The following is a 22872-nucleotide window of genomic DNA, read 5'->3' as shown; positions in this document are numbered from 1 at the left end:
GAGGCTGGCGGGCGCGACCATCCCTGTCTCGCCGGTTGCCCGTTTTGGGGCCGGTACAGCCTGCACCGCGCCGCCGATGGTATAGTCAGCCACAGGATCTGCATTGAGGAGTTCGTCGTGAAGAAGATCATCTACATACTGTTGGGGTTGGCACTGGCCGCCGTGGTGGCCATCGCCGCCCTGATTTCGCTGGTTGACCCCAACCAGTTCAAGCCCCAGCTGGCGGAGCAGGTCAGGAAGAACACCGGCCGCGAGCTGGTGATGGAGGGGGACATCGGCTGGCGTTTCTGGCCCAGCCTCGGCCTCTCCCTCGAGAAGGTGGCGCTGCGCAACCCGGCGGGCTTTGCCGAGCCGGATCTCATCCGCTTCGAGCAGGGGGACGCCTCGGTCGCCTTGCTGCCGCTGCTCTCCCACCGGCTGGAGATAGGGGCCGTGACCCTGAATGGCGCCCATTTATTCATCCAGACCAAGGCCGATGGCAGCTCCAACCTGAGCGGCCTGATCAAGGATGCCGCGGCGCCGTCTGACAAGGCTGCCGCCCAAGGCGGCGAGAGCAAGGCCCCTGCCACGCCGGCCCCCGCGAGCGACGGCCAGCCCTGGCAGATCGATCTGCAGGGGGTGGTGCTGGAGCAGGCCAGCGCCCTGGTGCGGGACGATCGCAAGGGCACAGTCTCCCGCCTCGATCGCCTCGATCTCAGCCTGGGCAAGCTGACCCTGGGGCAGTGGGTGCCGGTGACCCTTGCCGCCAAGGGGAGTCAGGGCCAACTCGCCTTCGATCTCAAGGGGCAGGGGGAGCTCAAGCCGGCCCGGGATACGCTGGCCAGCGCGCTCAAGGATCTGACCCTGAGCGGCAGTCTCAGCGAGCCGGGCCGGCGACTGGATAGCTTCACCCTCAAGGCCGATCGACTGGCGCTGGGGGAGTGGAGCAGCCTCAGCGTGAGCCTGAACGGCGGCCAGGGGGAAGGGGACAAACCGGCCCTGACCGGTGCGCTGGAGGGAACCCTCAAGGCGCGGCTCGACAAGAATCTCAAGCTGGTGGAGCTGTCGGATGCGGTGCTCTCGGCCAATCTCAAGGGCGACGCCCTGCCACGCCCGCAGATGAACCTCAAGCTGGCGGGCTTCGCCCGCGCCGAGCTGGACAAGCAGAGGGTCAGCCTGAGCAAGCTGGTGGTGAGCGCCGATGAGGCACTGCTGAGCGGCGAGTCCGTGGTGCAGCTCGGGGCCCTGCCGAGGATCGAGTTCGATCTCAAGGGTGACAAGCTGGATCTCGACGCCTGGCTTGGCAAAGCGACCCCGGCCAAGACGGCATCTGCTCTTGCAACGACGGCTCCGGCTGCCCCGGTCGCGGCCGACAAGGCAGCCCCCGCCAAGGTGGATCAGGCGCTCTCGGCGGTGGAGCCGGACCTGAGCGCCCTCAGGCAGCTCGATCTGGCCGGCCGGCTGCAACTGGGCAGCCTGCGGGTGCGGGGGCTGGATCTCAGCGCCGTCGACCTGCAGCTGGTGCTGGCGGGCGGGCGGCTCGATCTCAAACAGTTCAACGCCGGGGTGGCCGGTGGCCGGGTGAGCGCCAACGGGGTGATCGATGCCCGTCAGCAGCCCGTCAGCTATCAGGCCCACAAGCGGGTGCTGGGGGTGAACGTGCGCCCGCTGCTGCAGACCCTGGCCCAGAGCGATCTGCTGGAAGGCAAGGGCGATCTCGACGTGCAGGTGCAGGGCACCGGGCTGTCGCAACTGGCGTTGCGCAAACAGATGCAGGGCAAGATCAGCCTCAAGATGAGCGACGGCGCCCTGCACGGCATCAACTTGGCTGAGATGATCCGCGAGGCGAGGGCGACCCTGAAGGGACAGCGGGCCGAGCAGGTGAAGGAGGTGCGCAAGACCGACTTCAGCGACCTCAGCGCCAGCTTCCAGATAGCGAACGGCGTGGCCAGCAGCGATGACATCCAGCTCTCCGCCCCCGCCCTGCGGGTGAAGGGCCAGGGCCAGAGCGCGCTGGTGCCCGAGAGCCTCGATTTCCTGTTCCTCACCTCTATCGTCGAGAGCAGCAAGGGCCAGGGCGGCAAGACGGTGGATGAGCTCAATGACGTCACCATACCGGTGCGCATCGGCGGCCACTGGCAGGCCCCCAGCTACCGGCTGGACGTGAAGGAGCTGCTCAGCAGCAACAAGGTGCTGGAGGACAAGGCGCGCAAGGAGGCCGAACGCGGTCTCAAGAAGCTGCTGGGGGACAAGGCCGACGATGAGCAGATCAAGGGGGTGGCGGATCAGCTGCTCAAGGGGCTGTTCAAGTAAACAGCGTCAGCTGTGATCCTCATGACAACGGGCCCATCGGGCCCGTTTTGTTTGGCGCGGTTTACCCGATAAGGGAGAGTGAGGCCCAGGGGGAAATGGCCATAAAAAAACAGGCCGGCACCCTGAGCGGGTGTCGGCCATGACAAGAACGGCGTCGTCCGCTTAACGGACCTTGCCCCCCTTGGAGTTGCACTCTTCCCGGGTCATGCTGCGAACGCTCTGGTCTTCGCAGGCACTCTGACCCTTGCAGCTGCTTGCCATCGAGCACTGGACCTGATCTTCGCCATGTTGCCCCGTGTTGGCGGCCATCGCCGCGCCAGACAGGAAAACGGCCGCCATTGCCAGGGCGGCGCCAGTCAGACGGCTGATGGTGTTACCGGTTGCATGCATCTTCTACTCCTTGGACATTCCGGCACCCGGCCAGTCTTGGTCGAGTGTCCGTGTGACGTCATCTTGGTGAGGAGCGGACCTCCGACATTGCGCTCACGGAGGCTGTGACTCACGGATCCTGTTTACGATCCGGTTGGGCAACCGGATCATCCCGGACGGCATTGACGACGCGTATTCAACAAGACCGGCGCCACGGCCTTTTCCATTCATGGGCAATGCCTCTTTTTTGAGCGGCGCGCGACCTGGTCCGGGTGGCCGTTGCAGTTGTCCGGCCATGGGGTAGTATCGGGGGCCAGCAACAGCGATGGGCAAGGAGGCGCGATGAACAGGAACGCATTGATCACCGGTGGCAGCAGGGGCATAGGGGCGGCGACGGCCCATCATCTGGCGGGGCAGGGCTACCGGCTCTGCATCAACTACCGGCAGCAGCGGGCGGCGGCCGAGGCGCTGGTGGCCGAGCTCCAGGCCCGCCACGGGGTGGATTGCATCGCCGTGCAGGCGGACGTCAGCGTCGAGGCCGAGGTGGTGCGGCTGTTCGATGAGATGGACGCGAGACTGGGCGTCATCACCCATCTGGTGAACAACGCCGGCATCTTGCAGCCACAGATGAAGGTGCTGGAGATGAGTGCCGAGCGCATCAACAAGACCCTGACCACCAATGTGACCAGCTATTTCCTCTGCTGCCGCGAGGCGGTGCGCCGCATGGCCAGGGGCTGCGCCATCGTCAATGTCTCCTCGGCCGCCGCCCGCCTCGGCGCCGCGGGGGAATATGTCGACTATGCCGCCTCCAAGGGGGCCATCGACGTGTTGACCAAAGGCCTGTCGCTGGAGGTGGCGGCGCAGGGGATCCGGGTCAACGGGGTGCGGCCCGGCTTCATCCATACCGAGATGCATGCTGATGGGGGCGAGCCCGGCCGAGTGGAGCGGGTGAAGAACCAGATCCCGCTGCAGCGGGGCGGCCAGCCGGCCGAGGTGGCCGCCGCCATCGCCTGGCTGTTGTCGGACGAGGCCTCCTATGCCACCGGCACCTTTATCGATCTGGCCGGTGGACGATAGGGGCAGGCCACGCAAGCAGAAGGGGCGCTGCGGCGCCCCTTCTCATTACTTCCCTGGCTACTCATTCCCCCAGCAGCTGCTGCCAGACGGCCAGCACATGGCCGCGCTCGGGCAGCAGCTGGTCGTCCCCCACCTTGCGGGAGATCTCCGACAGGTTGAGGCGATGGCCGAGGTTGCGGATCTCCAGGTAGGCCTGCTTCAACCCCTCGGCCTGCTCCAGGCTGAGCACCCCCGCCAGCACGCACTCATCGAAGATGCGCACGTTATCGGACCAGCGGGTCAACGCGTCCGGCTCGCCGTTGGCATGGGCCAGCACCAGATACTGGGCGATGAACTCGATGTCCACCATGCCGCCGGGGGACTGTTTGAGATCGAACTCCCCCTCGCCGGCCTTGAGCAGGTGATCCCGCATCTTGTGGCGCATCTCGCGCACCTCCCTGGCCAGGGTAGGGAGATCGCGCTCCTTGGCGAGCACGGCGCGGCGCACCCGGCCAAACTCGGCCTGGATGACGTCGTCGCCGTAGATGGGGCGGGCCCGCACCAGCGCCTGGTGCTCCCAGGTCCAGGCGTCGTTCTGCTGGTACTGCTCGTAGGCGGCCAGGGACGAGACCAGCAGGCCGGCGTCGCCGGAGGGGCGCAGTCGCATATCGATCTCGTACAGGATGCCGGACGGGGTGCGGGTGCTGAACAGGTGCAGGATGCGCTGGGCCAGGCGCAGGTAGAACTGGCGGCTGTCGATGGACTTGGGCCCATCGGTGTAGCGGTTGGGATCGCCGCCGTGCAGGAACACCAGATCCAGATCCGAGCCGTAGCCGAGCTCGATGCCGCCGAGCTTGCCGTAGGCCACCACCGCGAAGCCGCGCTGGCCGCTCGCCGTCACCTCGGGCGGCACGCCGTAGCGTTCGCTCATCTGCAGCCAGGCCTGATTGACCACCTCCTCGGTGATCGCCTCCGCCAGCCAGGTGAGGTGATCGCTCACCTTCATCAGCGGCAGGGCGCCGGCGATGTCGGCGGCGACGATGCGTAGCAGCTGCACCTGCTTGAACTGGCGCAGCGCCTCCATCTGCTGCTCCACGTCCTCCTCGGGGATGCGCAGCAGGAACTGGCGCAGCTGGGGCTTGTACTGATCCAGCGGGGTCGGGTGGTAGAGGTGCTGGGGATCGAGCAGCTCGTCCAGCAAGATGGGGTAGCGGGCGAGCTGTTCGCTCACCAAGTGGCTGGCGTCACACAGCCGCACCAGCTGGCGCAGGGCGGCGGGGTTCTCCGCCAGCAGTTGCAGGTAGGCGCTGCGGGTGAAGATGCGGGTCAGCAGGGTGCAGACCCGCTCGAACAGCCGGGCCGGCGCCTGGCTCGCCACCACCAGTCGCAGCAGCTCCGGCATCAGCCAGTCCAGGGCGATCCGCCCCTGGGGACCGACCTGGCGGCGCCGGTACTCCTCCTTGAAACGCAGCAGAGCGGCGCAGAGCGGGGTCGGATCCTCGACCCCCTGGGCGGTCAGCAGTTGCTCCAGCTCGCCCGCATCGAGCTCGGTGCGCCACAGATCGAGCCAGAGCTGCTCCAGGTGGGCCGGGGCCTCCTTCTCTTCCCCCACCACGGCGACGAATTCCTGATGGACCGCGGCCATCTCCTCGTCCAGCCGGGCCATGAAGGCTTGCCAGTCATCAAGGCCCATGGCCGTGATCAGCCGCAGCCGATCCCGCTGCTCGGTGGGCAGGGTCTGGGTCTGCTGATCGCCGATCTCCTGCAGTATGTTCTCGACCCGGCGCAGGAAGCGGTAAGCCTCCAGCAACCGCTGACAGCGGGTCTCCTCGAGTGCCCCGCTCTGGGCGATGGCGGCCAGCGCCTCGGGCAGGTGGCACACCCGCAGGGCGGGTTCGCGGCCACCGCGGATGAGCTGCAGCGCCTGGGCGATGAACTCCACCTCGCGGATGCCGCCGGAGCCGAGCTTGATGTTGCCCTCCAGCCCCTTGCGGCGCACCTCGGCGGCGATCATCGCCTTCATCTGGCGCAGGCCGTCGATGACGCCGAAGTCGATGTAGCGGCGAAACACGAAGGGGCGCAGCAGCTCGGTGAGGGCCTGGGCCTGCTCACACTGGGCGCCGAGCACCCGCGCCTTGACCATGGCGTAGCGTTCCCAGTTGCGGCCGTGGTGCTGGTAGTAATCCTCCATGGCGGCGAAGGAGATGGCCAGCGGCCCCGCCTCGCCGAACGGGCGCAGCCGCATGTCGACCCTGAACACCTGACCATCCTGGGTGGGTTGGTGCAGGGCATTGATCAGCCGCTGGCCGAGCTTGATGAAGAACTGCTGATTGGCCAGCTCGCGCCGTCCGCCGACCGTGTAGCCGTTCTCCGGGAAGGTGAAGATGAGATCGATGTCGGAGCTGAAGTTCAGCTCGCCGCCCCCCAGCTTGCCCATGCCGAGGATCAGCAGCGGCTGGGGATCGCCATTGCCATCCATGGGGGTGCCGAGCTCAACGCACTGCCTGGCGTAGAGCCAGTCACGGGCGCCGCAGATGAGGGCATCCGCCAGCTTGGTCAGATGGATAAAGCTCTCCTCTACCTCGGCCTGACCCAGCAGCTCGCGCCAGGCGATCACCAGCATGCGGCTGCGTCTGAACTGGCGCAGCACGCGCTTGAGGGTCTCCTCGTCATGGACTTCGGCCAGCAGCGCCGCCAGCTCGGGCTGGTAGGCGGGCCAGCGCTCGCCGCGCGCCAGATCTCCGGAGGCGAGGGTCTGTGCCAGCAGCTCCGGCTGCTTGATGAGGCAGTCGGAGACAAAGTCGGAGAGGCCGAGCAGGGTCAGCAGGGTCTGCTGCTCCACCGCGGGCAGATCGCCATAAACGGGGGCCAGATCGAGCAGCCGTTGCCACTGGCGCAGGGCCTGATCTTGCAAAATGGGGGGCAGAGCAGAGGGGAGAGAAGGTGAATGCTGGGCCACGGTTGCCGTCCTTGTGGTTAACGGATCTGCAGAGGGAATGAAAACGCCGGCAGCCAATCTACCATTGCCACGCCGGCCCGTCACAGGCTGGGGGCGAGAAGCATGATCCCGCGGGGAAAAATGGGCTGCCGGCGCGGCAGGGGCTCAGGGGCGCCGATAGATCTCGGGATCGTAGATTTCCATCAGGCTGGCCGGGGTGCGCGGTGGCTTGAAGCCAAAGCCGGCATAGAGGCCCTGGGCATCCGAGGTGGCCAGGCTCAGGCGGCGCAGCCCCTGCAGCTCGGGGTGAGCCAGGATGGCGGCGATCAGCGCCTTGCTGTGGCCCTGGCCACGATGCTCGGGCAGCACGAACACATCCGCCAGGTAGCCGAAGGTGGCCCTGTCGGTGATGACCCGGGCGAAGGCCACCTGCTGGCCCGCCAGATAACCGCCGAAGCAGAGGGAGTGGTTGATGGCGCGCTGCAGGGTCGAGCGCGGAATGCCGAGGCACCAGTAGGCCTCCTCGGACAGGAACTGGTGGATCAGCGACACGTCGAGCCGCCCCTTGTCGTCGCTGATCTCCAGTTGGGAAGAGTGTTGTGCTGTCTGCATCCTGGCTCCTTGCCGTGACATGAATAAGAAAGGCCCCTCGCGGGGCCTCCCAGTTTACTCAAATCACGGCATCAGGCCAGCTTGAAGGCCTGGGTGGCATGGATGTCCAGGGTCTAGCTGTGGTCCTTCCCCCTTTCTGACACCTTGCTGTGATATCAATAAGAAAGGCCCCTGACGGGGCCCTTGTGCGTACCAGGTTGATGCCATCAGGCCAGCTTGAAGGCCTGGATATGGGTGTCCAGGGTCTGGCTGTGGTGCTCCACCAGTTCGGAGGCCTCCTGCAGCTCCCGCAGCACCACCACGGATCCTTCCACCACCTGCTTGACCTGCTCCAGGTTGGCGCTCATCTCCTCGGCGACGGCGCTCTGTTGCTCGGAGGCGGCGGCGATCTGGCGGTTCATGTCTGCCACCCCCCGTACCCGCTGCACTATGGTGGCGAGCTGATCGCCGGCCTGGGTCACCTGCGCCACCCCCTTGTCGGCCTGCTGAACGCTCTCGCTCATAAGGCCGACGGCCTGGCGGGCGTTGCCCTGCAGCTGCTCGATCATCTTCTGGATCTCGACGGTGGCGGCCTGGGCTCTGTTGGCCAGCTCGCGCACCTCTGAGGCGACCACGGCGAAGCCGCGACCCGCCTCGCCGGCACGGGCGGCCTCGATGGCGGCGTTGAGCGCCAGCAGGTTGGTCTGCTCCGAGATGCCGCGGATGGTGTCCACCACCGAGCCGATGCGATCGACGCCGTGCTCGACCTCGTTGACCACGGCGGAGGAGCGCTGGATGTTGCCGGACAGGGTGTCTATGGTGCTGACGGTAGCCGCCACGCAGCGACTGCCCTCCTCGGCCAGCAGGCTGGCGTCGGCGGTGGCGTGGGAGGCTTGCTCCGCATGATTGGCCACCTCGCGAATGGCGCCGACCATCTGGTTCATGGCACTGGCCAGCTGTTCTATCTGGACGAACTCCTCGCTGATCGCCTCGTTGGCCTCCTCCATGCACAGGGTGACCTGGGAGGCGATGTCGTTGAGCTCCTTGCAGGCGACGCGCTGGGTGCCGAACACCTGCTTGAGGTTCTCCTGGGAGTGGGCGACCGCCTTGGCGATGTCGCCGAACTCGTCGCGGGACTTGAGCAAGACGCTGTGGCTGAGATCCTTGCGAGCGAACCGCTCAAGCAGTCCCACCAGGTAGTGCACCTGCTTGACCATGAGGCGGGAGCCGGTCAGCAGCAGGACGACGAAGATGACCCCCATCAGCGCGGTCTCCATCAGGCCGCTCCAGAGCAGGCGATCGGCGATGTCGTTGGCCTTGGCGGCCTCGATCCCCTCGCCGAGCAGGGTGGCCTCCAGATTGCTGGCATCGAACCAGAGCTTGGCCAGCAACAGCAGCGTGCTGAACACCATGAGCAGCACCACCTTGGGCACCAGTCGAATGTTGCTCATGCGCCGTTCCAGCGAATTTAACTGCATAGTTTTCTCCTTCTAGGGTCCATTTTCCCTTTGTCATCATGACTATCGGCATTATCTTCACTTTTATTACTTAGCTCCGTGCCTAAAGTAGGAAAATGCATGCAACATCACTTAACTCACCTGCGCGCCATGGATCTGCTGATGGCGTTTCTGTCGGTGATCTCCGTCGCTCTGGTCTGTGCCCGCTGGTGGGGGCATGGTTCGTGGAGCCCGATGACTCTGCAGCTGTTCTATGACATCGACAGCCTGATCTGTTACTTCTTCCTCGCCCATTTCGCCTATGGCTGGGTTCGTGCCCCCGATCGGATGGCCTTCTTCAAGGCGAACTGGTTCTACCTGCCCGGCAGCCTGCCCATGGTGGAACAGCTGCGCTGGGCGCGGCTGATCCAGCTGTGGCGGGTCTATCAGCTGCTGCGGGACAGGCCGGATCTGCTCGGCATGTTTCGGCGCGAGCGCAACGAGACCACCCTCTCCGGCATCCTGTTTCTGTTCTTCCTGCTGCTGGGGGTGGGGTCCTGCGTCATGTTCTGGGTAGAGGCGGACAAGCCGGGCAGCCTGATCCAGACACCCTATGACGCCTTCTGGTGGACGCTGGTGACGCTCTCTACCGTGGGTTACGGCGATCTGGTGCCGAGGACTGAAGAGGGGCGTTTCGTCGCCAGCCTGCTGATCCTGTTCGGGGTGGGCCTGTTTGGTGCCCTCAGCGGCTTCATGGCCAGCCTGTTCGTCCATCCCGGCAAGACCAACGATGACACCGCAAAGTGGCGGCACCAGCAGACTGAACAGCAGGCGCTGTTGCTGCAGGAGCTCAAGGCACTGCGGGAAGAGGTGCAGGCACTGAAACAGAAGTAGCCCGGCGTCTGGAATGGTCGCGTGGCAAACGGGGGAAGGGGCGACCTGCCTCACGGCGAGGGGGGAGGCGCTTTTCTTTGCTTGTCCTTTGACCCGCCAGCAGCTTAACATTCGGCCTGTCACCTAACTCAACGAAGAGAATCGATCGACCATGCGCGCCCTTCTCGGGATTTTGATCTGCTTGTGTGCCCAACAGGCCCTGGCCGATACCCGTTATGTTTCAGACAACATCTTTACCTTTATCCACAACGGTCCTGGCACCCAGTACCGGATCCTCGGCAGCGTCAAGGCCGGTGAACCGCTGGAGGTCAAGGCGGTGAACAATGCGGCCGGTTTTACCCAGGTGGTAGACGACCGTGGCCGCGAGGGCTGGATCAAAAACAGCGAACTGCAAGCCGACATCAGCCTGCGTGAGCGTCTGCCCCAGGTTGAAACCGCGCTGGAAGAGGCCAAGGCCCGCCTGCTGAACCTCAATGGCGACAACGAGCGACGCTTCGCCGAGAAGGATGGCAAGATCGCCGAACAGACCAAGGAGATCGCCAGCCTGAAGACCCAGCTCGGCAGCCAGAGCGCCGAGATGAGCAGTCTCAAGGAGCAGAATGACGCCCTGACTCAGAGCTATGACAACCAGGAGCACGACATGCAGATGGACTGGTTCATCCGCGGTGGTGCCATGGTGGGGGGTGGCATCCTGCTTGGTATCTTATTGCCCATGCTGCCGCGTCGTCGCAAGAGCAGCGAGCGCTGGATGAACTGATCGGCTGTGCCGGTTGGATGAGAGGGGTCGCCATGGCGGCCCTTTTTTTGTGCATGGCGGTGGCAATCTGGTCGCCACGACGGCCGCCCGGTCGTAAGATGAGCCTCACTTGTCTGTGCCCTGCACCACCATCTCAACAAGAGCTTTCATCTCATGCCATTAACCGAACAGGCCCGCTGGTTCGTGCTGGGGGGCGATCATCTCGTCCTGCTGGATGAACAGGGGCAGATCCCACAGGGCCCCCGTGCCCAGCTCCCCGCCCACCTGCATGAGGCCCCGTTCGAGCGCTTCGACCAATGGGACGATCTGCCCTGCCATCTGCTGGATCTGGGGGCGGAGGCCGAGGGCGAGCCATCGGCCATGATGCCGCTGCGCCAGCTGATGGTGGCGGGGGATGAGGAGGGCTTTCGTCTCGCGGGCCGCGCCTGGCAGCTGGCCACCTTCCGTCGCAGCCACCGCTTCTGCGGCGAGTGCGGCACCCCCATGGCCCCCAAGGCGGGGGAGTGGGCACAGGTGTGCCGGCAGGGCCACGTCGTCTACCCGCGGATCTCTCCCTGCATCATAGTGGCGGTGCGCAAGGGGCCGGAGATCCTCTTGGCTGCCCATCGCCGTCACTATCAGGTGGACGATCCCATGTATACGGTGCTGGCCGGTTTCGTGGAGGCGGGGGAGAACCTGGAGCAGTGCGTGGCACGGGAGGTGTTCGAGGAGAGCGGCATCCGGGTGGGCAAGGTGCGCTACGTCGCCAGCCAGCCCTGGCCCTTCCCCCACAGCCTGATGATGGGCTTCATCGCCGACTACGAGGGTGGCGAGATCCGGGTGCAGGACGAGGAGCTGGTGGCGGCCGACTTCTTCGGCGCCGATCGGCTGCCACGGTTGCCCCCTCACGGCACCATAGCGCGGCGGCTGATCACACTCTGTCTCGGCGAGGAAGCGTGAGGGTCGGCTGAGTTCGCTGGCGGGACAAAAACGGGGCGCTTGTTTGCGCCCCTTCACATCTTTGCACTCCGGTGGCCGCATCGTGCGTTTGGGCCGCCCGCCGCCGCGCACAAAGTGGTATCATATCCGCCATTTTATGCTGGATATGACTCAGGAACTGGGATGAAAGAGCTGAAGAACGATCGATACCTGCGTGCCCTGCTGCGCCAGGATGTGGACCTGACCCCGGTGTGGATGATGCGCCAGGCTGGCCGTTACCTGCCGGAATACAAGGCGACCCGCGCCGTCGCGGGGGACTTCATGTCCCTGTGCCGCAACGCCGAGCTGGCCTGTGAAGTCACCCTGCAGCCCCTGCGCCGCTATCCCCTCGATGCCGCCATCCTCTTCTCCGACATCCTCACCATCCCCGACGCCATGGGGCTTGGCCTCTACTTCGAACACGGCGAAGGCCCCCGCTTCGAGCGTCCCATCAAATCCATGGCCGACGTGCAGGCGCTGCCCGTGCCGGATCCGGAAGATGAACTCGGCTACGTGATGAACGCGGTGCGCACCATACGCCGCGAGCTGAAGGGCGAGGTGCCGCTGATCGGCTTCTCCGGTAGCCCCTGGACCCTGGCCACCTACATGGTGGAGGGGGGCAGCTCCAAGGCGTTCACCAAGATCAAGCAGATGATGTACGCCGAGCCCACGACCCTGCACCTGCTGCTGGACAAGCTGGCGGACAGCGTGATTGCCTATCTCAACGCCCAGATCAAGGCCGGTGCCCAGTCGGTCATGGTGTTCGACACCTGGGGCGGGGTGCTGACCCCGCGCGATTACCGCGACTTCTCCCTGCAGTACATGCACAAGATAGTCGACGGCCTGATCCGCGAACACGAGGGCCGCCGCGTGCCTGTGACCCTGTTCACCAAGAACGGCGGTCAGTGGCTCGAGCAGATCGCCGCCACCGGTTGCGACGCCCTGGGGCTGGACTGGACCACCGACATCGCCGACGCCAAGCGCCGGGTCGGCGACAAGGTGGCGCTGCAGGGCAACATGGATCCCTCCATGCTCTATGCCGCCCCCGCCCGCATCCGCGAAGAGGTCGCCACCATCCTGGCGGGCTTTGGCAGCGGCAACGGCCACGTCTTCAACCTGGGCCATGGCATCCATCAGGATGTGGATCCTGAGCACGCCGGCGTCTTCGTCAACGCGGTGCACGAGCTCTCCGCCCAGTATCACGGCCGCTGAGGTCGAACCGCAGCATCAGCATCATGACAACGGGGCCCCAGGGCCCCGTTGTGTTATCCGGGGAGGCGCCGTTTTGGCCCTTGCACTGTTTTGGGTACTGCGCGCCGGCCCCGGCTCGGGTTACACTGCGCCATCTGTGGCGGTGGCCACACACAAGATGAGCGACAGCGTGCGAGGCCGCGTATCGGCCGTCTCGCTCGCCATGCAGGAGGCAGAATGAGCAAGAAGTCGTGGGATTGGGGTATCGATCTGGGCGGGACCAAGTGCGAGTGCGTGGTGCTCGATGGCGACGAGGTACTGTTGCGCCATCGCATCCCCACCGAGCGCCGTGGCGGTTACGAGCACATGATAGGCCAGATCGCCAAGCTGGTGGACGAGTGCGCCGGCAAGCTCGGTCAGCGCCCGGCCGTCATCGGCATGGGCACACCGGGGGCGCGGGATCCCCAGACCGGGCTGATGAAGAACTGCAACACCACAGAGCTCAACGGCAAGCCGTTCAAGGAAGATCTGGAGCGCCGGCTCGGCGTGCCTGTGCTCATCGCCAACGATGCCAACTGCTTCGCCCTGGCGGAAACCCATCTCGGGGCGGTGCGCCAGCATCATCCGGATGCGAAAGTCGTGTTCGGCATCATCATGGGCACCGGGGTCGGCTCCGGCATCGTCATCAACGGCCAGATCCTCAACGGCCACCACGGCATCGCCGGGGAGTGGGGCCACAACGTGCTCTCTCCCGATGGGCCCGAGTGCTACTGCGGCAAGCGCGGCTGCGTCGAGACCTTCATCAGTGGCCCCGCGCTGGAGGCCTGGTATCAGGCCAAGGCCAAGCGCCACCTCTCCCTCGCCCAGATTGCGGCGGCCAGCGCCCACGATCACGTGGCCAAACTCACCATCGACCGGCTGCACCTGCTGTTCGGTCAGGCACTGGCCAACGTGGTCAACATTCTGGATCCGGACGTCATCGTCATCGGCGGCGGGGTCGGCAACGTACAGAGCCTCTATACGGCGGGTCGTCAGACGGTGCTGCCGTTCCTCTTCAACCCCCGCTTCGCCACCCCCATCATAGCGCCCTCACTCGGGGACAGCGCCGGTGTCTTCGGGGCTGCGCTGCTGGCCAGAGGCGTCTTCCAGGATGCCCTGCTGTCGTGAGTCATCCATAGGCCCTCTTTTGCCGTCGCTAAGGACACCCATTTTCCATGATCAAGATTGCCATCAACGGGTACGGGCGCATCGGTCGCAACGTGCTGCGGGCCCTCTACGAGAGCGGCCGTGACAAGACCATCAAGATAGTCGCAATCAACGAACTGGCGGCCCCCGAGGCCATGGTGCACCTCACCCGCTTCGATACCAGCCACGGCCGTTTCCGCCATCCGGTGCAACTGGCGGGTCACAGCATGCTGGTGGGGGAGGATCTCATCCCCCTGTTTGCCGAGCGGGATCCGGCCAATCTGCCCTGGCGGGCGCTGGGGGTGGACGTGGTACTGGACTGCACCGGGGTGTTCGGCTCGCGGGCCGATGCCGAACGCCATCTGGGCGCGGGGGCGGGCAAGGTGCTGTTCGCTCATCCGGCGGATGCGGACGTGGACGCGACAATCGTTTTCGGGGTGAACCATCAGGTGCTGACGGGAAGGGAGCGGATCGTCTCCAATGCCTCCTGTACCACCAACTGCGTGGTGCCCGTCATCGAAACATTGCATCGAGAGTTCGAGATAAATTGTGGTACTATTACGACAATTCATTCGGCCATGCACGATCAGCAAGTCATCGACGCTTACCACAGCGACTTGCGCCGAACCCGCGCCGCCAGCCAGTCCATCATTCCGGTGGATACCAAGCTGGCAAAGGGGTTGGAGCGGATCCTGCCGCACTTCGCCGGCAAGTTCGAGGCGATCGCGGTGCGGGTGCCGACCATCAACGTAACGGCGATGGATCTCAGTATTACTGTTCGTAAAAAAGTGACAGTTACTGACGTAAATCAAGCCCTGCAACGGGCATCCAGAGGTACATTAAGCGGTATCCTGGATTACACGGAAGAGCCTTTGGTCTCCGTAGACTTTAATCATGATGCACACTCCTGCATCATTGATGGTACCCAGACTCGGGTGAGCGATGCCAACCTCGTCAAGATGTTGATGTGGTGTGATAACGAATGGGGCTTCGCCAACCGTATGCTGGATACCACCCGGGCCATGATGGCCGCAGGCTGAGAGCCTGCACCGGGCGCAAGGTTACTGTTTTTAACATTACCTGAAAATATAGAGGACTGAATATGTCTGTTATCAAGATGACCGACCTGGATCTGGCGGGTAAACGCGTTCTGATCCGTGCTGACCTGAACGTACCGGTAAAAGACGGCAAGGTCACTTCCGACGCACGTATCGTGGCAACGCTGCCGACCATCAAGCTGGCTCTGGAAAAGGGCGCCAAGCTGATGATCACCTCCCACCTGGGTCGTCCGACCGAGGGTGAATACAACGAAGAATTCTCCCTGGCTCCGGTTGTCAACTATCTGAAAGACGCTCTGTCCTGCCCGGTTCGCCTGGCCAAGGATTACCTGGATGGCGTAGAAGTCGCCGCCGGTGAGCTGGTTGTGCTGGAAAACTGCCGCTTCAACAAGGGCGAGAAGAAGAACACCGAAGAGCTGGCCAAAAAATACGCCGCCCTGTGTGACATCTTCGTAATGGATGCATTCGGTACTGCCCACCGCGCCGAAGGTTCTACCTACGGTGTGGCTCAGTTCGCCCCCGTTGCTTGTGCCGGTCCGCTGCTGGCCGGTGAGCTGGAAGCCCTGGGCAAGGCCATGCTGAAGCCCGAGCGCCCGATGGTTGCCATCGTGGGCGGCTCCAAGGTCTCCACCAAGCTGACCGTGCTGGAATCCCTCTCCAAGATCGCTGACCAGCTGGTGGTCGGTGGTGGCATCGCCAACACCTTCATCGCCGCTGCCGGTCACAACGTCGGCAAGTCCCTGTGCGAACACGACCTGCTCGACACCGCCAAGAAACTGGCCGCCGAGACCAACATTCCGGTGACCACCGACGTGGTCGTGGGTACCGAGTTCTCCGAATCCACCCCGGCTACCATCAAGTCCGTCGCTGACGTGACCGACGGTGACATGATCTTCGACATCGGCCCTGACTCTGCCAAGGCCCTGGCCGACATCATCATGAACGCCAAGACCATTCTGTGGAACGGCCCGGTCGGTGTGTTCGAGTTCGACCAGTTCTCGGCAGGCACCAAGGTTATCGCCGAAGCGATCGCAGCCTCCCCGGCCTTCTCCATCGCTGGCGGTGGTGACACCCTGGCCGCTATCGACAAGTTCGGTATCGCTGACAAGGTTTCCTACATCTCCACCGGCGGCGGCGCCTTCCTGGAGTTTGTAGAGGGCAAGGTACTGCCAGCCGTTGCGATGCTGGAACAGCGCGCCAAGGCCTAATTGACCCGGGACGGGGGGCAAAAGCCTCCCGTTTCGTTTATCATGTGACCGCTGTGCCGGTTCATGATGAACCCCCCATTTTTTATTAACGGCATACGAGAACAGGACGATTTAACATGTCTAAGAAAATTTTCGACTTCGTAAAACCCGGCGTAATCACTGGTGATGACGTTCAAAAAGTGTTCGCCATCGCCAAAGAAAACGGCTTCGCTCTGCCAGCCGTTAACTGCGTCGGTACCGACTCCGTCAACGCTGTACTGGAAGCTGCCGCCAATGTGAAGGCTCCGGTCATCGTTCAGTTCTCCAACGGTGGTGCCGTGTTCACCGCCGGTAAGGGCCTGAAGCTGGAAGGTCAGCAAGCCGCCATCCTGGGTGCCATCTCCGGTGCCAAGCATGTGCACGCCGTTGCTGCCGCCTACGGGGTTCCGGTTATCCTGCACACCGACCACGCCGCCAAGAAGCTGCTGCCGTGGATCGACGGTCTGCTGGACGCGGGCGAGAAGCACTTCGCCGAGACCGGCAAGCCGCTGTTCTCCTCCCACATGCTGGATCTGTCTGAAGAGCCGCTGGAAGAGAACATCGACATCTGCTGTGAGTACCTGACTCGCATGGCCAAGATGAACATGACCCTGGAGCTGGAACTGGGTTGCACCGGTGGCGAAGAAGACGGTGTGGACAACAGCCACATGGATCAATCCGCCCTGTACACCCAGCCGGAAGACGTGGCCTACGCCTACGAGCGTCTGTCCAAGATCAGCCCGCGTTTCACCATCGCTGCCTCCTTCGGCAACGTGCACGGTGTCTACAAGCCGGGTAACGTCAAGCTGACCCCGTCCATCCTGGACGCTTCCCAGAAATTCGTTTCCGAGAAGTTTGGTCTGCCTGCCAAGTCCCTGGACTTCGTGTTCCACGGTGGCTCAGGTTCCACTCTGGAAGAGATCCGCGAATCCATCTCCTACGGCGTCGTGAAGATGAACATCGACACCGACACCCAGTGGGCTACCTGGGAAGGTCTGTTGAACTTCTACAAGACCAACGAAGCCTACCTGCAAGGCCAGCTGGGCAACCCGGAAGGTGCTGACAAGCCGAACAAGAAGTTCTACGATCCGCGCGTATGGCTGCGTGCCGGTCAGACTTCCATGATCGCTCGTCTGGAGAAAGCCTTCTCCGACCTGAACGCCATCAACGTACTGTAATTCGTTACCGTCGCTGATTGCATAAAAGGCGCCCTTCGGGGCGCCTTTTGCGTTGCTGCGCTCCGGAGGCATATGGGGTCAGGATTGGTGGCGATGACAAGGCGCTCTTATCAGTGGCGCCTGCTGTGCTACAGCACTCCGGGAGCAGGCTGAGCCAGGAGATGAGGATAAAAAGGTGCCTTTTGGGGCACCTTTTGCATTTCTGTGATCCCGACAGGCTGGATCAGTGCCCATTGGGTGGGTATTATCGATGACAGATTGTTTAATTTAGTAAACGAGTGCGACCAAGGCAGGATGCTGAGTATGCAGACAGGAAGACACAACGGACACCAGGAGCACGTCACCTCCTACTATGCGGCGACCCGCAACGACCATCAGCAGTGGCCCGAGCTCAGCGGTGAGCTCGATGCCGATGTGTGCATCATAGGCGGTGGCTTCACCGGGCTGAACACCGCCATCAATCTGGCAGAGGCGGGCTACAGGGTGGCCCTGCTGGAGGCGAACCGCATCGGCTGGGGCGCCTCGGGCCGCAACGGCGGTCAGCTGATCCGTGGCATCGGCCACGACACCAGCCAGTTTGCCCGCTGGATCGGCGAGCAGGGGGTACGCGAGCTGGATCTGATGGGGCTGGAGGCGGTGCAGCTGGTGCGCGAGCGGATCGAGCGCTTCAACATCGACTGCGACCTGCGCTGGGGCTATTGCGATCTCGCTACCAAGGCGCGCCATCTGACCGGATTCGAGGAGGAGATGGCGCATCTGGCCAGCCTGGGTTACCAGCATGAGACCAGGCTGGTGCCCCAGGCCGAGATGGGCTCGGTGGTCGGTTCCGAGCGCTATATTGGTGGCATGATCGACATGGGCTCCGGCCACCTGCATCCCCTCAACCTGGCGCTCGGCGAGGCCCGTGCCGCGGCTAGCCTCGGTGTGGCGCTGTTCGAGCAGTCCAGGGTGATCGACATCGACTATGGCGATCGGGTAGAGGTCACCACGGCCCATGGCCGGGTCAGCGCCGACTATCTGGTGATCGGTTGCAACGCCTACCTCAACGATCTCAATCCCGAGCTGGGTGGCCGGGTGCTGCCGGCCGGCTCCTATATCCTCGCCACCGAGGTGCTGGAGAAGCGGCTGCGCCAGCGCCTGCTGCCGCAAAACATGGCGGTGTGCGATCAGAACGTGGCGCTCGATTATTACCGGTTGTCGGCCGATGGCCGGCTGCTGTTTGGCGGTGCCTGCAACTACTCGGGGCGCGATCCTAAGGATATAAAGGCCTTTATGCTGCCCAAGCTGCTGCGGGTCTTCCCCGAGCTGGCCAACACCGCCATCGAGTTCCAGTGGGGTGGCATGATCGGCATAGGGGCCAACCGCTTGCCGCAGATCGGGCGCCTCAAGGAATATCCCAACGTGTTCTACGCCCAGGCCTATTCAGGTCATGGCCTCAACGCCACCCACATGGCGGCCAAGCTGGTGGCGGAGGCGATCGTGGGGGAGAGTCGCGGCTTCGATCTGTTCAGCACCGTACCCCACATGACCTTCCCCGGCGGCCCGGCCCTGCGCTCTCCCCTGCTGGCGCTGGGGATGCTGTGGCACAGGATGAAGGATCTGATGTGATCTCGCGCCGGCCTCTCCATGGGCAGGAGGGCCGGCAAACAAAAACATATTGGAAATCAACCTCCTGATCTGTGTGATCACCGAAAGGTGGTTAAGCATCATATGAAACCTTATTCCTTGGCTATAGTGATCTGGCTTGTTCACGAACGAATCCTTGTTGGTGGCTGGCACGGAAGGCGCGGGAGTCACCATGGCGACCCGTTCCTGCAATGACACGGGATATAAGGAAAATAATATGTTCAGCCCAAGACGGCTCCAGTTTGACAATATGTTGCTGGAGAGGCATGGCTTGTCCAGTGCCCCTCCTCCTGTCGACTCTCTATTCTGGCGTTTATGGCAACCCTGTCTGCCTATTGCGCAGAAGACACTGGTGACCCCCTATATTGACGGTATCAAGAATGCCAATCTGGACCCCGTTATCTATGGTGGATTCAACGTCAGTGATGCTTATTATTGTTTTAACGGTGCCCAGAGTTACTTGGCGGCGGAGAGTCGCACGGATGATGAGGGATTAAAATTTTTCCTGCTGGAGAAATATAAAAGATACCAGACGTATAACGAGGCGTTTCCCACTATATGGCATGTCCGTGATGCCAGCGGGGTGGTGCCCACCCCCGCGTGCCGTGATTATGCCCAATTCGAGTCGGACACGGCCTCCCATGCCGATCCCATCTACACCCTCATCATGATGATCCCTTGCGAATACCTCTGGTACTGGCTCGCCAATCAGCTGATGCCACCATCGCCCGGCAACCTGTATGGCCCCTGGATAACGGGTAACGACAGCACCTCCGGTGCCTATGCCATGGGCAACTTTCTGGATCAATACCAGCGTGCACATCCCGGAGCCATAGATGAAAACAAGGCACAGAGCATCTACTCCACGGCCATGAATTTCGAGTGGCAGAATTTCTTGTCGGCAACCCAATCCTGAGGGGCAATATCATGGCGAGTAAAATATTTAATATCGACTCATTCCCTGCCGGTTATTATATGTCCTGGTTTGTGACGACTCAGGCTGGATTCCAAGTGAAGGCGAAGCTCTATGATGGCAGTAAGGTATATTTTGATAATCAGAAGCAGAGCGTGGATATTAATCCACCGCTGGCGCAGGGGGCAGACTTTGTTCAGAATGGGCAGGTCAAATTGCTGATAGATGAACCTCAATCCGCAGCATTGAGCAGCAGTATCAACACTTATAATATTACGACCAATGACGGCTCTGTCATTGGCTATGGATATAATATTTCCATCGAAGACCAGAATGATGGCGATTATAACGATGTCGCCATCTCGCTGGTCGCCTGGAAGAATAAAGGGTAAGGCATCAACCTGCTTGCTGGGTTGGCACCGCCAGGCGCCAGCCCTGTTCCGTCTTCATCATCCAGACTTCGGTTTCTTGTGGCAGCGCCTGTCCCGCCTCGAACTCGCCGTATTTGCGCTCCAGCTCCATCAGGGCCATCTCCTGCTGAAAGGGGCCGACCCTGTCGTAGACGAGATCCTCATCGTGCAGGATCTGCAGCTGATCCAGTCCCTGCTTGAAGCGCACCTGGTAGCTCACCTTGACCAGGTAGACGCCGTCCATCCGCTCCTCCTTGCCAAGTACAGTAAAGTCACTGATATCAAACAGATTGGGATCGGTTTCGGCCTGCAGCTTGGCTGTGACCTGGCTCTGGATCGCCTCTTCACCTGGACCCGTATTGCAGCCAGAGAGCCAGAGGGCCAGCAGGGGGATGAACCACTTTTTCATCAAAACTCCGGACGAACGAGACGGGAAAGGGCGAATTTTGCCATGCCGCCCCGCAGATACAAGGGATGGTCAGAAAAATCAGTGACTGCCGGCTGACGAGAACGCCGACTCAGGGGCTCCGAGCCGGCCTCTGGTTAGCGCAGCTTGTCGAGCTGGCCGAGGAACTCGGCGGGGCCCATAAAGCCGGTCACCCGCTGACCGCTGACCTCATTACCGGCGCTGTCGAAGAAGATCAGGGTCGGCAGTCCCAACACGTTCAGGCCGTTGAGCAGCTCGACGTCGACATCGTCGTTGGCGGTGACATCCGCCTGCAGCAACACCATGTCGTTGAAGCGGGCACGCACCGCGGGATCGCTGAAGGTCTTGTGCTCGAACTCCTTGCAGGCCACGCACCAGTCGGCATAGAGATCCAGCAGCACCGGCTTGCCACGGGCGGCGGCGAGCTGGGTCCTGAGATCATCCAGGGTCTTGATGCGGATAAACGGCGGCGCCTGGGTCTGGGTGCTGGCCTGGGGCCGCTGGTCGGGTAGCAACAGATCCCTGGCCGCCACCACGGCCCCCATCATCGCCAGCAGCAGCACGAAGCCGCACAGGCTCCTGCCGATGGAGTGGGGCTGACGCTGCTGATGATGGTAGAGGTAACCGCACAGCAGCAGGCCCCAGCCCAGCCAGAGCAGGCTGGTGACCTGCTCGCTCCACAGTCGGGACAGCAGCAGCACGGGCACCGCCAGCAGCGCAAAACCAAACAGTTGCTTGATCACATCCATCCAGGCGCCGGCTCTGGGCAGCAGCTTGCCCCCCGAGGTGCCGAGCAGCAGCAGTGGCAGCCCCATCCCCAGGGAGAGCGCATAGAGCGCCGCACCGCCGAGCCAGAGATCGCCGCTCTGTGCCACGTAGATCAGCGCCCCCGAGAGCGGGGCCGTGGTGCAGGGGGAGCAGACCAGGCCGGAGATCATGCCCATGATGCCGACTCCCGCCACCGAGCCGCCCTGCTGGCGATTGGAGAGGCCTACGATCCGGGTTTGCAGGCTGCTCGGCAGTTGCAGGGTGTAGAGCCCGAACATGGAGAGCGCCAGCAGCACGAACATGACGGAGAGGCCGATCAACACATAGGGGTGCTGCAGCGCGGCCTGGAACTTGAGCCCGGCCGAGGCCACCACCAACCCGAGCAGGGTATAGGTGACCGCCATGCCCTGCACATAGACGAAGGAGAGCAGGAAGGCGCGACGGGTGGAGAGGCGCTGGCCGGCGCCGGCGATGATGCCGGTCAGGATGGGGTACATGGGGAAGACGCAGGGGGTGAAGGCGAGCCCCAGCCCCAGTGCGAAGAAGGCGGCGATGCTGAGCCAGAAGCCTTGGCTGCCAAGGGCGGCCGCCAGCCGATCCTGCTGGCTGCTGGCCGGCGCAGTGGCTGGGTCGGCGCTCGCCGCTCCCGCAGCGCTGACGGCTGGGGTGGCTGCGATGGGCTGCACCTCGATCAGCTTGTCGGTGGGCGGGTAGCAGAGGCCATCGGTACAGCCCTGATAGCTGATCTTGAGGCTGGCCTGCTGGCCTACCTCGGTCAGGGTGACGGGGATCTGCACCTCCTGGTAATAGACCCGGGTCTTGCCGAAGAAGTCGTCCTCGTGCTCAGTGCCCGCGGGCAACTCGGGGGCGTCGAAGGCGAGGTTTTGCCCCTGGAAGCTGAAGCGATGACGGTAGAGATAGTAGCCATCCGCGATGCGCAGGCTCAGCAGCAGCTTGTCACCCTGTTGTTCGCTGTCCAGGACGAAGGCCTCATCGACCTTCAGGAACTTGGGTTGGGTGCCGGCCTCGATGCCGAGGGAGCTCAGCAGGTCGTTGCTGCTGGCCTGCGCGGGGGATGTCAGCAGGGCCAGCAGGAGTAGCAGGGGTGAGAGCAGGCGCAGCACGATCATGAGGTTTCCTGTGTTAACCAGTCGAGATAGGGTTGATGGCCCTGGCTTGTCGGGAGCGCCAGGACTTCCGGCACCTCATAGGGATGATGCTCGAGGATGCACTGGCGCAGGGGCTCGAACAGCGGGGCCCTGGACTTGATGATGAGCTGGATTTCGCGCGCGCGCTCAATTTTCCCCTGCCAGCGATAGACGGAGGTGAGCCCTGGCAGTTGATTGATGCAGGCGGCGAGGTGCCTGGTCAGCAGTTGCTCGCAGATGAGGTCGGCACTGGTCTCGTCTGGACAGGTGCAGAGCACCAGAATGGCGTCGGTCATGGTATGACAGGTCTCGTCTGAGGGGGCCAGTCGGCCCTCTGGATCAGCCGTTACTATACCGAGCAAAGGGGGAAATAGCACCCGATGCGGGCCCGGCACCCGGCGCACAAATAAGTGATGCGCCTGAGATAGACGCTGTGAAAAGGACAGGGCAGA

The 22872-nt window shown here is 63.1% G+C and carries 20 protein-coding genes; 13 read left to right on the top strand and 7 right to left on the bottom strand.

What is annotated here, in order from left to right:
* Positions 1-117: 117 nt before the first annotated feature.
* Positions 118-2292: an AsmA family protein gene (locus tag EL255_RS18015; protein WP_042653085.1), complete on the top strand. Its 2175-nt coding sequence runs from the start codon at positions 118-120 to the stop codon at positions 2290-2292.
* Between the two features lie 162 nt (positions 2293-2454).
* Here EL255_RS18015 and EL255_RS18010 read toward each other — a convergent pair whose 3' ends face one another.
* Complete coding sequence (locus tag EL255_RS18010; protein ID WP_042653084.1) at positions 2455-2682, bottom strand: hypothetical protein; 228 nt, start codon at positions 2680-2682, stop codon at positions 2455-2457.
* A 321-nt stretch (positions 2683-3003) separates the two neighbouring features.
* On the opposite strand from EL255_RS18010, the gene EL255_RS18005 reads away from it, so the two are divergent.
* A complete protein-coding gene (locus tag EL255_RS18005; protein ID WP_042653083.1) occupies positions 3004-3738 on the top strand; it encodes an SDR family oxidoreductase in 735 nt (244 codons plus the stop codon).
* Between the two features lie 61 nt (positions 3739-3799).
* On the opposite strand, the gene glnE is transcribed toward EL255_RS18005, so the two are convergent.
* From glnE to EL255_RS17990, 3 genes are all read right to left on the bottom strand, one after another.
* A complete protein-coding gene (gene glnE / locus EL255_RS18000; protein WP_042653082.1) occupies positions 3800-6676 on the bottom strand; it encodes a bifunctional [glutamate--ammonia ligase]-adenylyl-L-tyrosine phosphorylase/[glutamate--ammonia-ligase] adenylyltransferase in 2877 nt (958 codons plus the stop codon).
* A gap of 144 nt (positions 6677-6820) precedes the next feature.
* On the bottom strand, positions 6821-7267 hold the full coding sequence (locus EL255_RS17995; RefSeq protein ID WP_042653081.1) for a GNAT family N-acetyltransferase: 447 nt from the start codon (positions 7265-7267) through the stop codon (positions 6821-6823).
* Between the two features lie 206 nt (positions 7268-7473).
* Positions 7474-8724 carry a methyl-accepting chemotaxis protein gene (locus tag EL255_RS17990; RefSeq protein WP_042653080.1) on the bottom strand — a complete coding sequence of 417 codons (1251 nt, stop codon included), beginning with the start codon at positions 8722-8724 and terminating at the stop codon, positions 7474-7476.
* Between the two features lie 99 nt (positions 8725-8823).
* Here EL255_RS17990 and EL255_RS17985 point away from each other — a divergent pair, with 99 nt between their 5' ends.
* The 11 genes from EL255_RS17985 (at position 8824) to EL255_RS17935 (ending at position 20059) form a co-directional block, all read left to right on the top strand.
* Entirely contained in the window at positions 8824-9576 is a 753-nt protein-coding gene (locus EL255_RS17985; RefSeq protein WP_042653079.1) for a potassium channel family protein, read from the top strand.
* 151 nt (positions 9577-9727) lie between these two features.
* Positions 9728-10333: a TIGR04211 family SH3 domain-containing protein gene (locus EL255_RS17980; RefSeq protein ID WP_042653078.1), complete on the top strand. Its 606-nt coding sequence runs from the start codon at positions 9728-9730 to the stop codon at positions 10331-10333.
* Between the two features lie 153 nt (positions 10334-10486).
* Positions 10487-11272, top strand: a complete 786-nt coding sequence (gene nudC / locus EL255_RS17975; protein WP_042653077.1) for an NAD(+) diphosphatase — start codon at positions 10487-10489, stop codon at positions 11270-11272.
* 162 nt (positions 11273-11434) lie between these two features.
* Positions 11435-12502, top strand: coding sequence for a uroporphyrinogen decarboxylase (hemE, locus tag EL255_RS17970; RefSeq protein WP_042653076.1), 1068 nt, complete (start codon positions 11435-11437; stop codon positions 12500-12502).
* A 216-nt stretch (positions 12503-12718) separates the two neighbouring features.
* Complete coding sequence (locus tag EL255_RS17965) at positions 12719-13648, top strand: ROK family protein (protein ID WP_042653075.1); 930 nt, start codon at positions 12719-12721, stop codon at positions 13646-13648.
* Positions 13649-13695: 47 nt separating this feature from the next.
* Positions 13696-14706 (top strand): erythrose-4-phosphate dehydrogenase, encoded by a 1011-nt coding sequence (gene epd, locus EL255_RS17960; protein WP_042653074.1) that lies wholly within the window; start codon positions 13696-13698, stop codon positions 14704-14706.
* Positions 14707-14768: 62 nt separating this feature from the next.
* Entirely contained in the window at positions 14769-15932 is a 1164-nt protein-coding gene (locus EL255_RS17955; RefSeq protein WP_042653073.1) for a phosphoglycerate kinase, read from the top strand.
* Positions 15933-16048: 116 nt separating this feature from the next.
* Positions 16049-17128: a class II fructose-bisphosphate aldolase gene (gene fbaA / locus EL255_RS17950; RefSeq protein ID WP_042653072.1), complete on the top strand. Its 1080-nt coding sequence runs from the start codon at positions 16049-16051 to the stop codon at positions 17126-17128.
* Between the two features lie 303 nt (positions 17129-17431).
* Complete coding sequence (locus EL255_RS17945) at positions 17432-18736, top strand: NAD(P)/FAD-dependent oxidoreductase (RefSeq protein ID WP_126623403.1); 1305 nt, start codon at positions 17432-17434, stop codon at positions 18734-18736.
* A gap of 190 nt (positions 18737-18926) precedes the next feature.
* Complete coding sequence (locus tag EL255_RS17940; protein WP_197720907.1) at positions 18927-19670, top strand: TenA family protein; 744 nt, start codon at positions 18927-18929, stop codon at positions 19668-19670.
* Positions 19637-20059 (top strand): hypothetical protein, encoded by a 423-nt coding sequence (locus tag EL255_RS17935; RefSeq protein ID WP_126623402.1) that lies wholly within the window; start codon positions 19637-19639, stop codon positions 20057-20059. Before EL255_RS17940 ends, EL255_RS17935 begins: the two co-directional genes overlap by 34 nt.
* Before the next feature lie 4 nt (positions 20060-20063).
* On the opposite strand, the gene EL255_RS17930 is transcribed toward EL255_RS17935, so the two are convergent.
* From EL255_RS17930 to cutA, 3 genes are all read right to left on the bottom strand, one after another.
* Positions 20064-20486 carry a hypothetical protein gene (locus EL255_RS17930; protein ID WP_042653068.1) on the bottom strand — a complete coding sequence of 141 codons (423 nt, stop codon included), beginning with the start codon at positions 20484-20486 and terminating at the stop codon, positions 20064-20066.
* A 134-nt stretch (positions 20487-20620) separates the two neighbouring features.
* A complete protein-coding gene (locus tag EL255_RS17925) occupies positions 20621-22402 on the bottom strand; it encodes a protein-disulfide reductase DsbD (RefSeq protein WP_042653067.1) in 1782 nt (593 codons plus the stop codon).
* On the bottom strand, positions 22399-22716 hold the full coding sequence (gene cutA, locus EL255_RS17920) for a divalent-cation tolerance protein CutA (RefSeq protein WP_042653066.1): 318 nt from the start codon (positions 22714-22716) through the stop codon (positions 22399-22401). Before cutA ends, EL255_RS17925 begins: the two co-directional genes overlap by 4 nt.
* Between the last annotated feature and the right edge of the window lie 156 nt (positions 22717-22872).

The sequence above is a fragment of the Aeromonas encheleia genome (genome assembly GCF_900637545.1).
GTDB lineage: Bacteria > Pseudomonadota > Gammaproteobacteria > Enterobacterales > Aeromonadaceae > Aeromonas > Aeromonas encheleia.
This window is presented reverse-complemented; position numbering and strand designations above follow the sequence as displayed.

Excerpts from the sequence above, each read along its gene's own strand:
- EL255_RS18010 (WP_042653084.1), bottom strand. The coding sequence starts at position 2,682 with ATGCATGCAACCGGTAACACCATCAGCCGTCTGACTGGCGCCGCCCTG.
- EL255_RS18005 (WP_042653083.1), top strand. The coding sequence starts at position 3,004 with ATGAACAGGAACGCATTGATCACCGGTGGCAGCAGGGGCATAGGGGCG.
- EL255_RS17945 (WP_126623403.1), top strand. The coding sequence starts at position 17,432 with ATGCAGACAGGAAGACACAACGGACACCAGGAGCACGTCACCTCCTAC.
- epd (WP_042653074.1), top strand. The coding sequence starts at position 13,696 with ATGATCAAGATTGCCATCAACGGGTACGGGCGCATCGGTCGCAACGTG.
- EL255_RS17955 (WP_042653073.1), top strand. The coding sequence starts at position 14,769 with ATGTCTGTTATCAAGATGACCGACCTGGATCTGGCGGGTAAACGCGTT.
- nudC (WP_042653077.1), top strand. The coding sequence starts at position 10,487 with ATGCCATTAACCGAACAGGCCCGCTGGTTCGTGCTGGGGGGCGATCAT.
- EL255_RS17930 (WP_042653068.1), bottom strand. The coding sequence starts at position 20,486 with ATGAAAAAGTGGTTCATCCCCCTGCTGGCCCTCTGGCTCTCTGGCTGC.
- EL255_RS17925 (WP_042653067.1), bottom strand. The coding sequence starts at position 22,402 with ATGATCGTGCTGCGCCTGCTCTCACCCCTGCTACTCCTGCTGGCCCTG.
- EL255_RS17940 (WP_197720907.1), top strand. The coding sequence starts at position 18,927 with ATGGCGACCCGTTCCTGCAATGACACGGGATATAAGGAAAATAATATG.
- EL255_RS17980 (WP_042653078.1), top strand. The coding sequence starts at position 9,728 with ATGCGCGCCCTTCTCGGGATTTTGATCTGCTTGTGTGCCCAACAGGCC.
- cutA (WP_042653066.1), bottom strand. The coding sequence starts at position 22,716 with ATGACCGACGCCATTCTGGTGCTCTGCACCTGTCCAGACGAGACCAGT.
- EL255_RS17990 (WP_042653080.1), bottom strand. The coding sequence starts at position 8,724 with ATGCAGTTAAATTCGCTGGAACGGCGCATGAGCAACATTCGACTGGTG.
- EL255_RS17985 (WP_042653079.1), top strand. The coding sequence starts at position 8,824 with ATGCAACATCACTTAACTCACCTGCGCGCCATGGATCTGCTGATGGCG.
- EL255_RS17995 (WP_042653081.1), bottom strand. The coding sequence starts at position 7,267 with ATGCAGACAGCACAACACTCTTCCCAACTGGAGATCAGCGACGACAAG.
- EL255_RS17965 (WP_042653075.1), top strand. The coding sequence starts at position 12,719 with ATGAGCAAGAAGTCGTGGGATTGGGGTATCGATCTGGGCGGGACCAAG.
- hemE (WP_042653076.1), top strand. The coding sequence starts at position 11,435 with ATGAAAGAGCTGAAGAACGATCGATACCTGCGTGCCCTGCTGCGCCAG.
- fbaA (WP_042653072.1), top strand. The coding sequence starts at position 16,049 with ATGTCTAAGAAAATTTTCGACTTCGTAAAACCCGGCGTAATCACTGGT.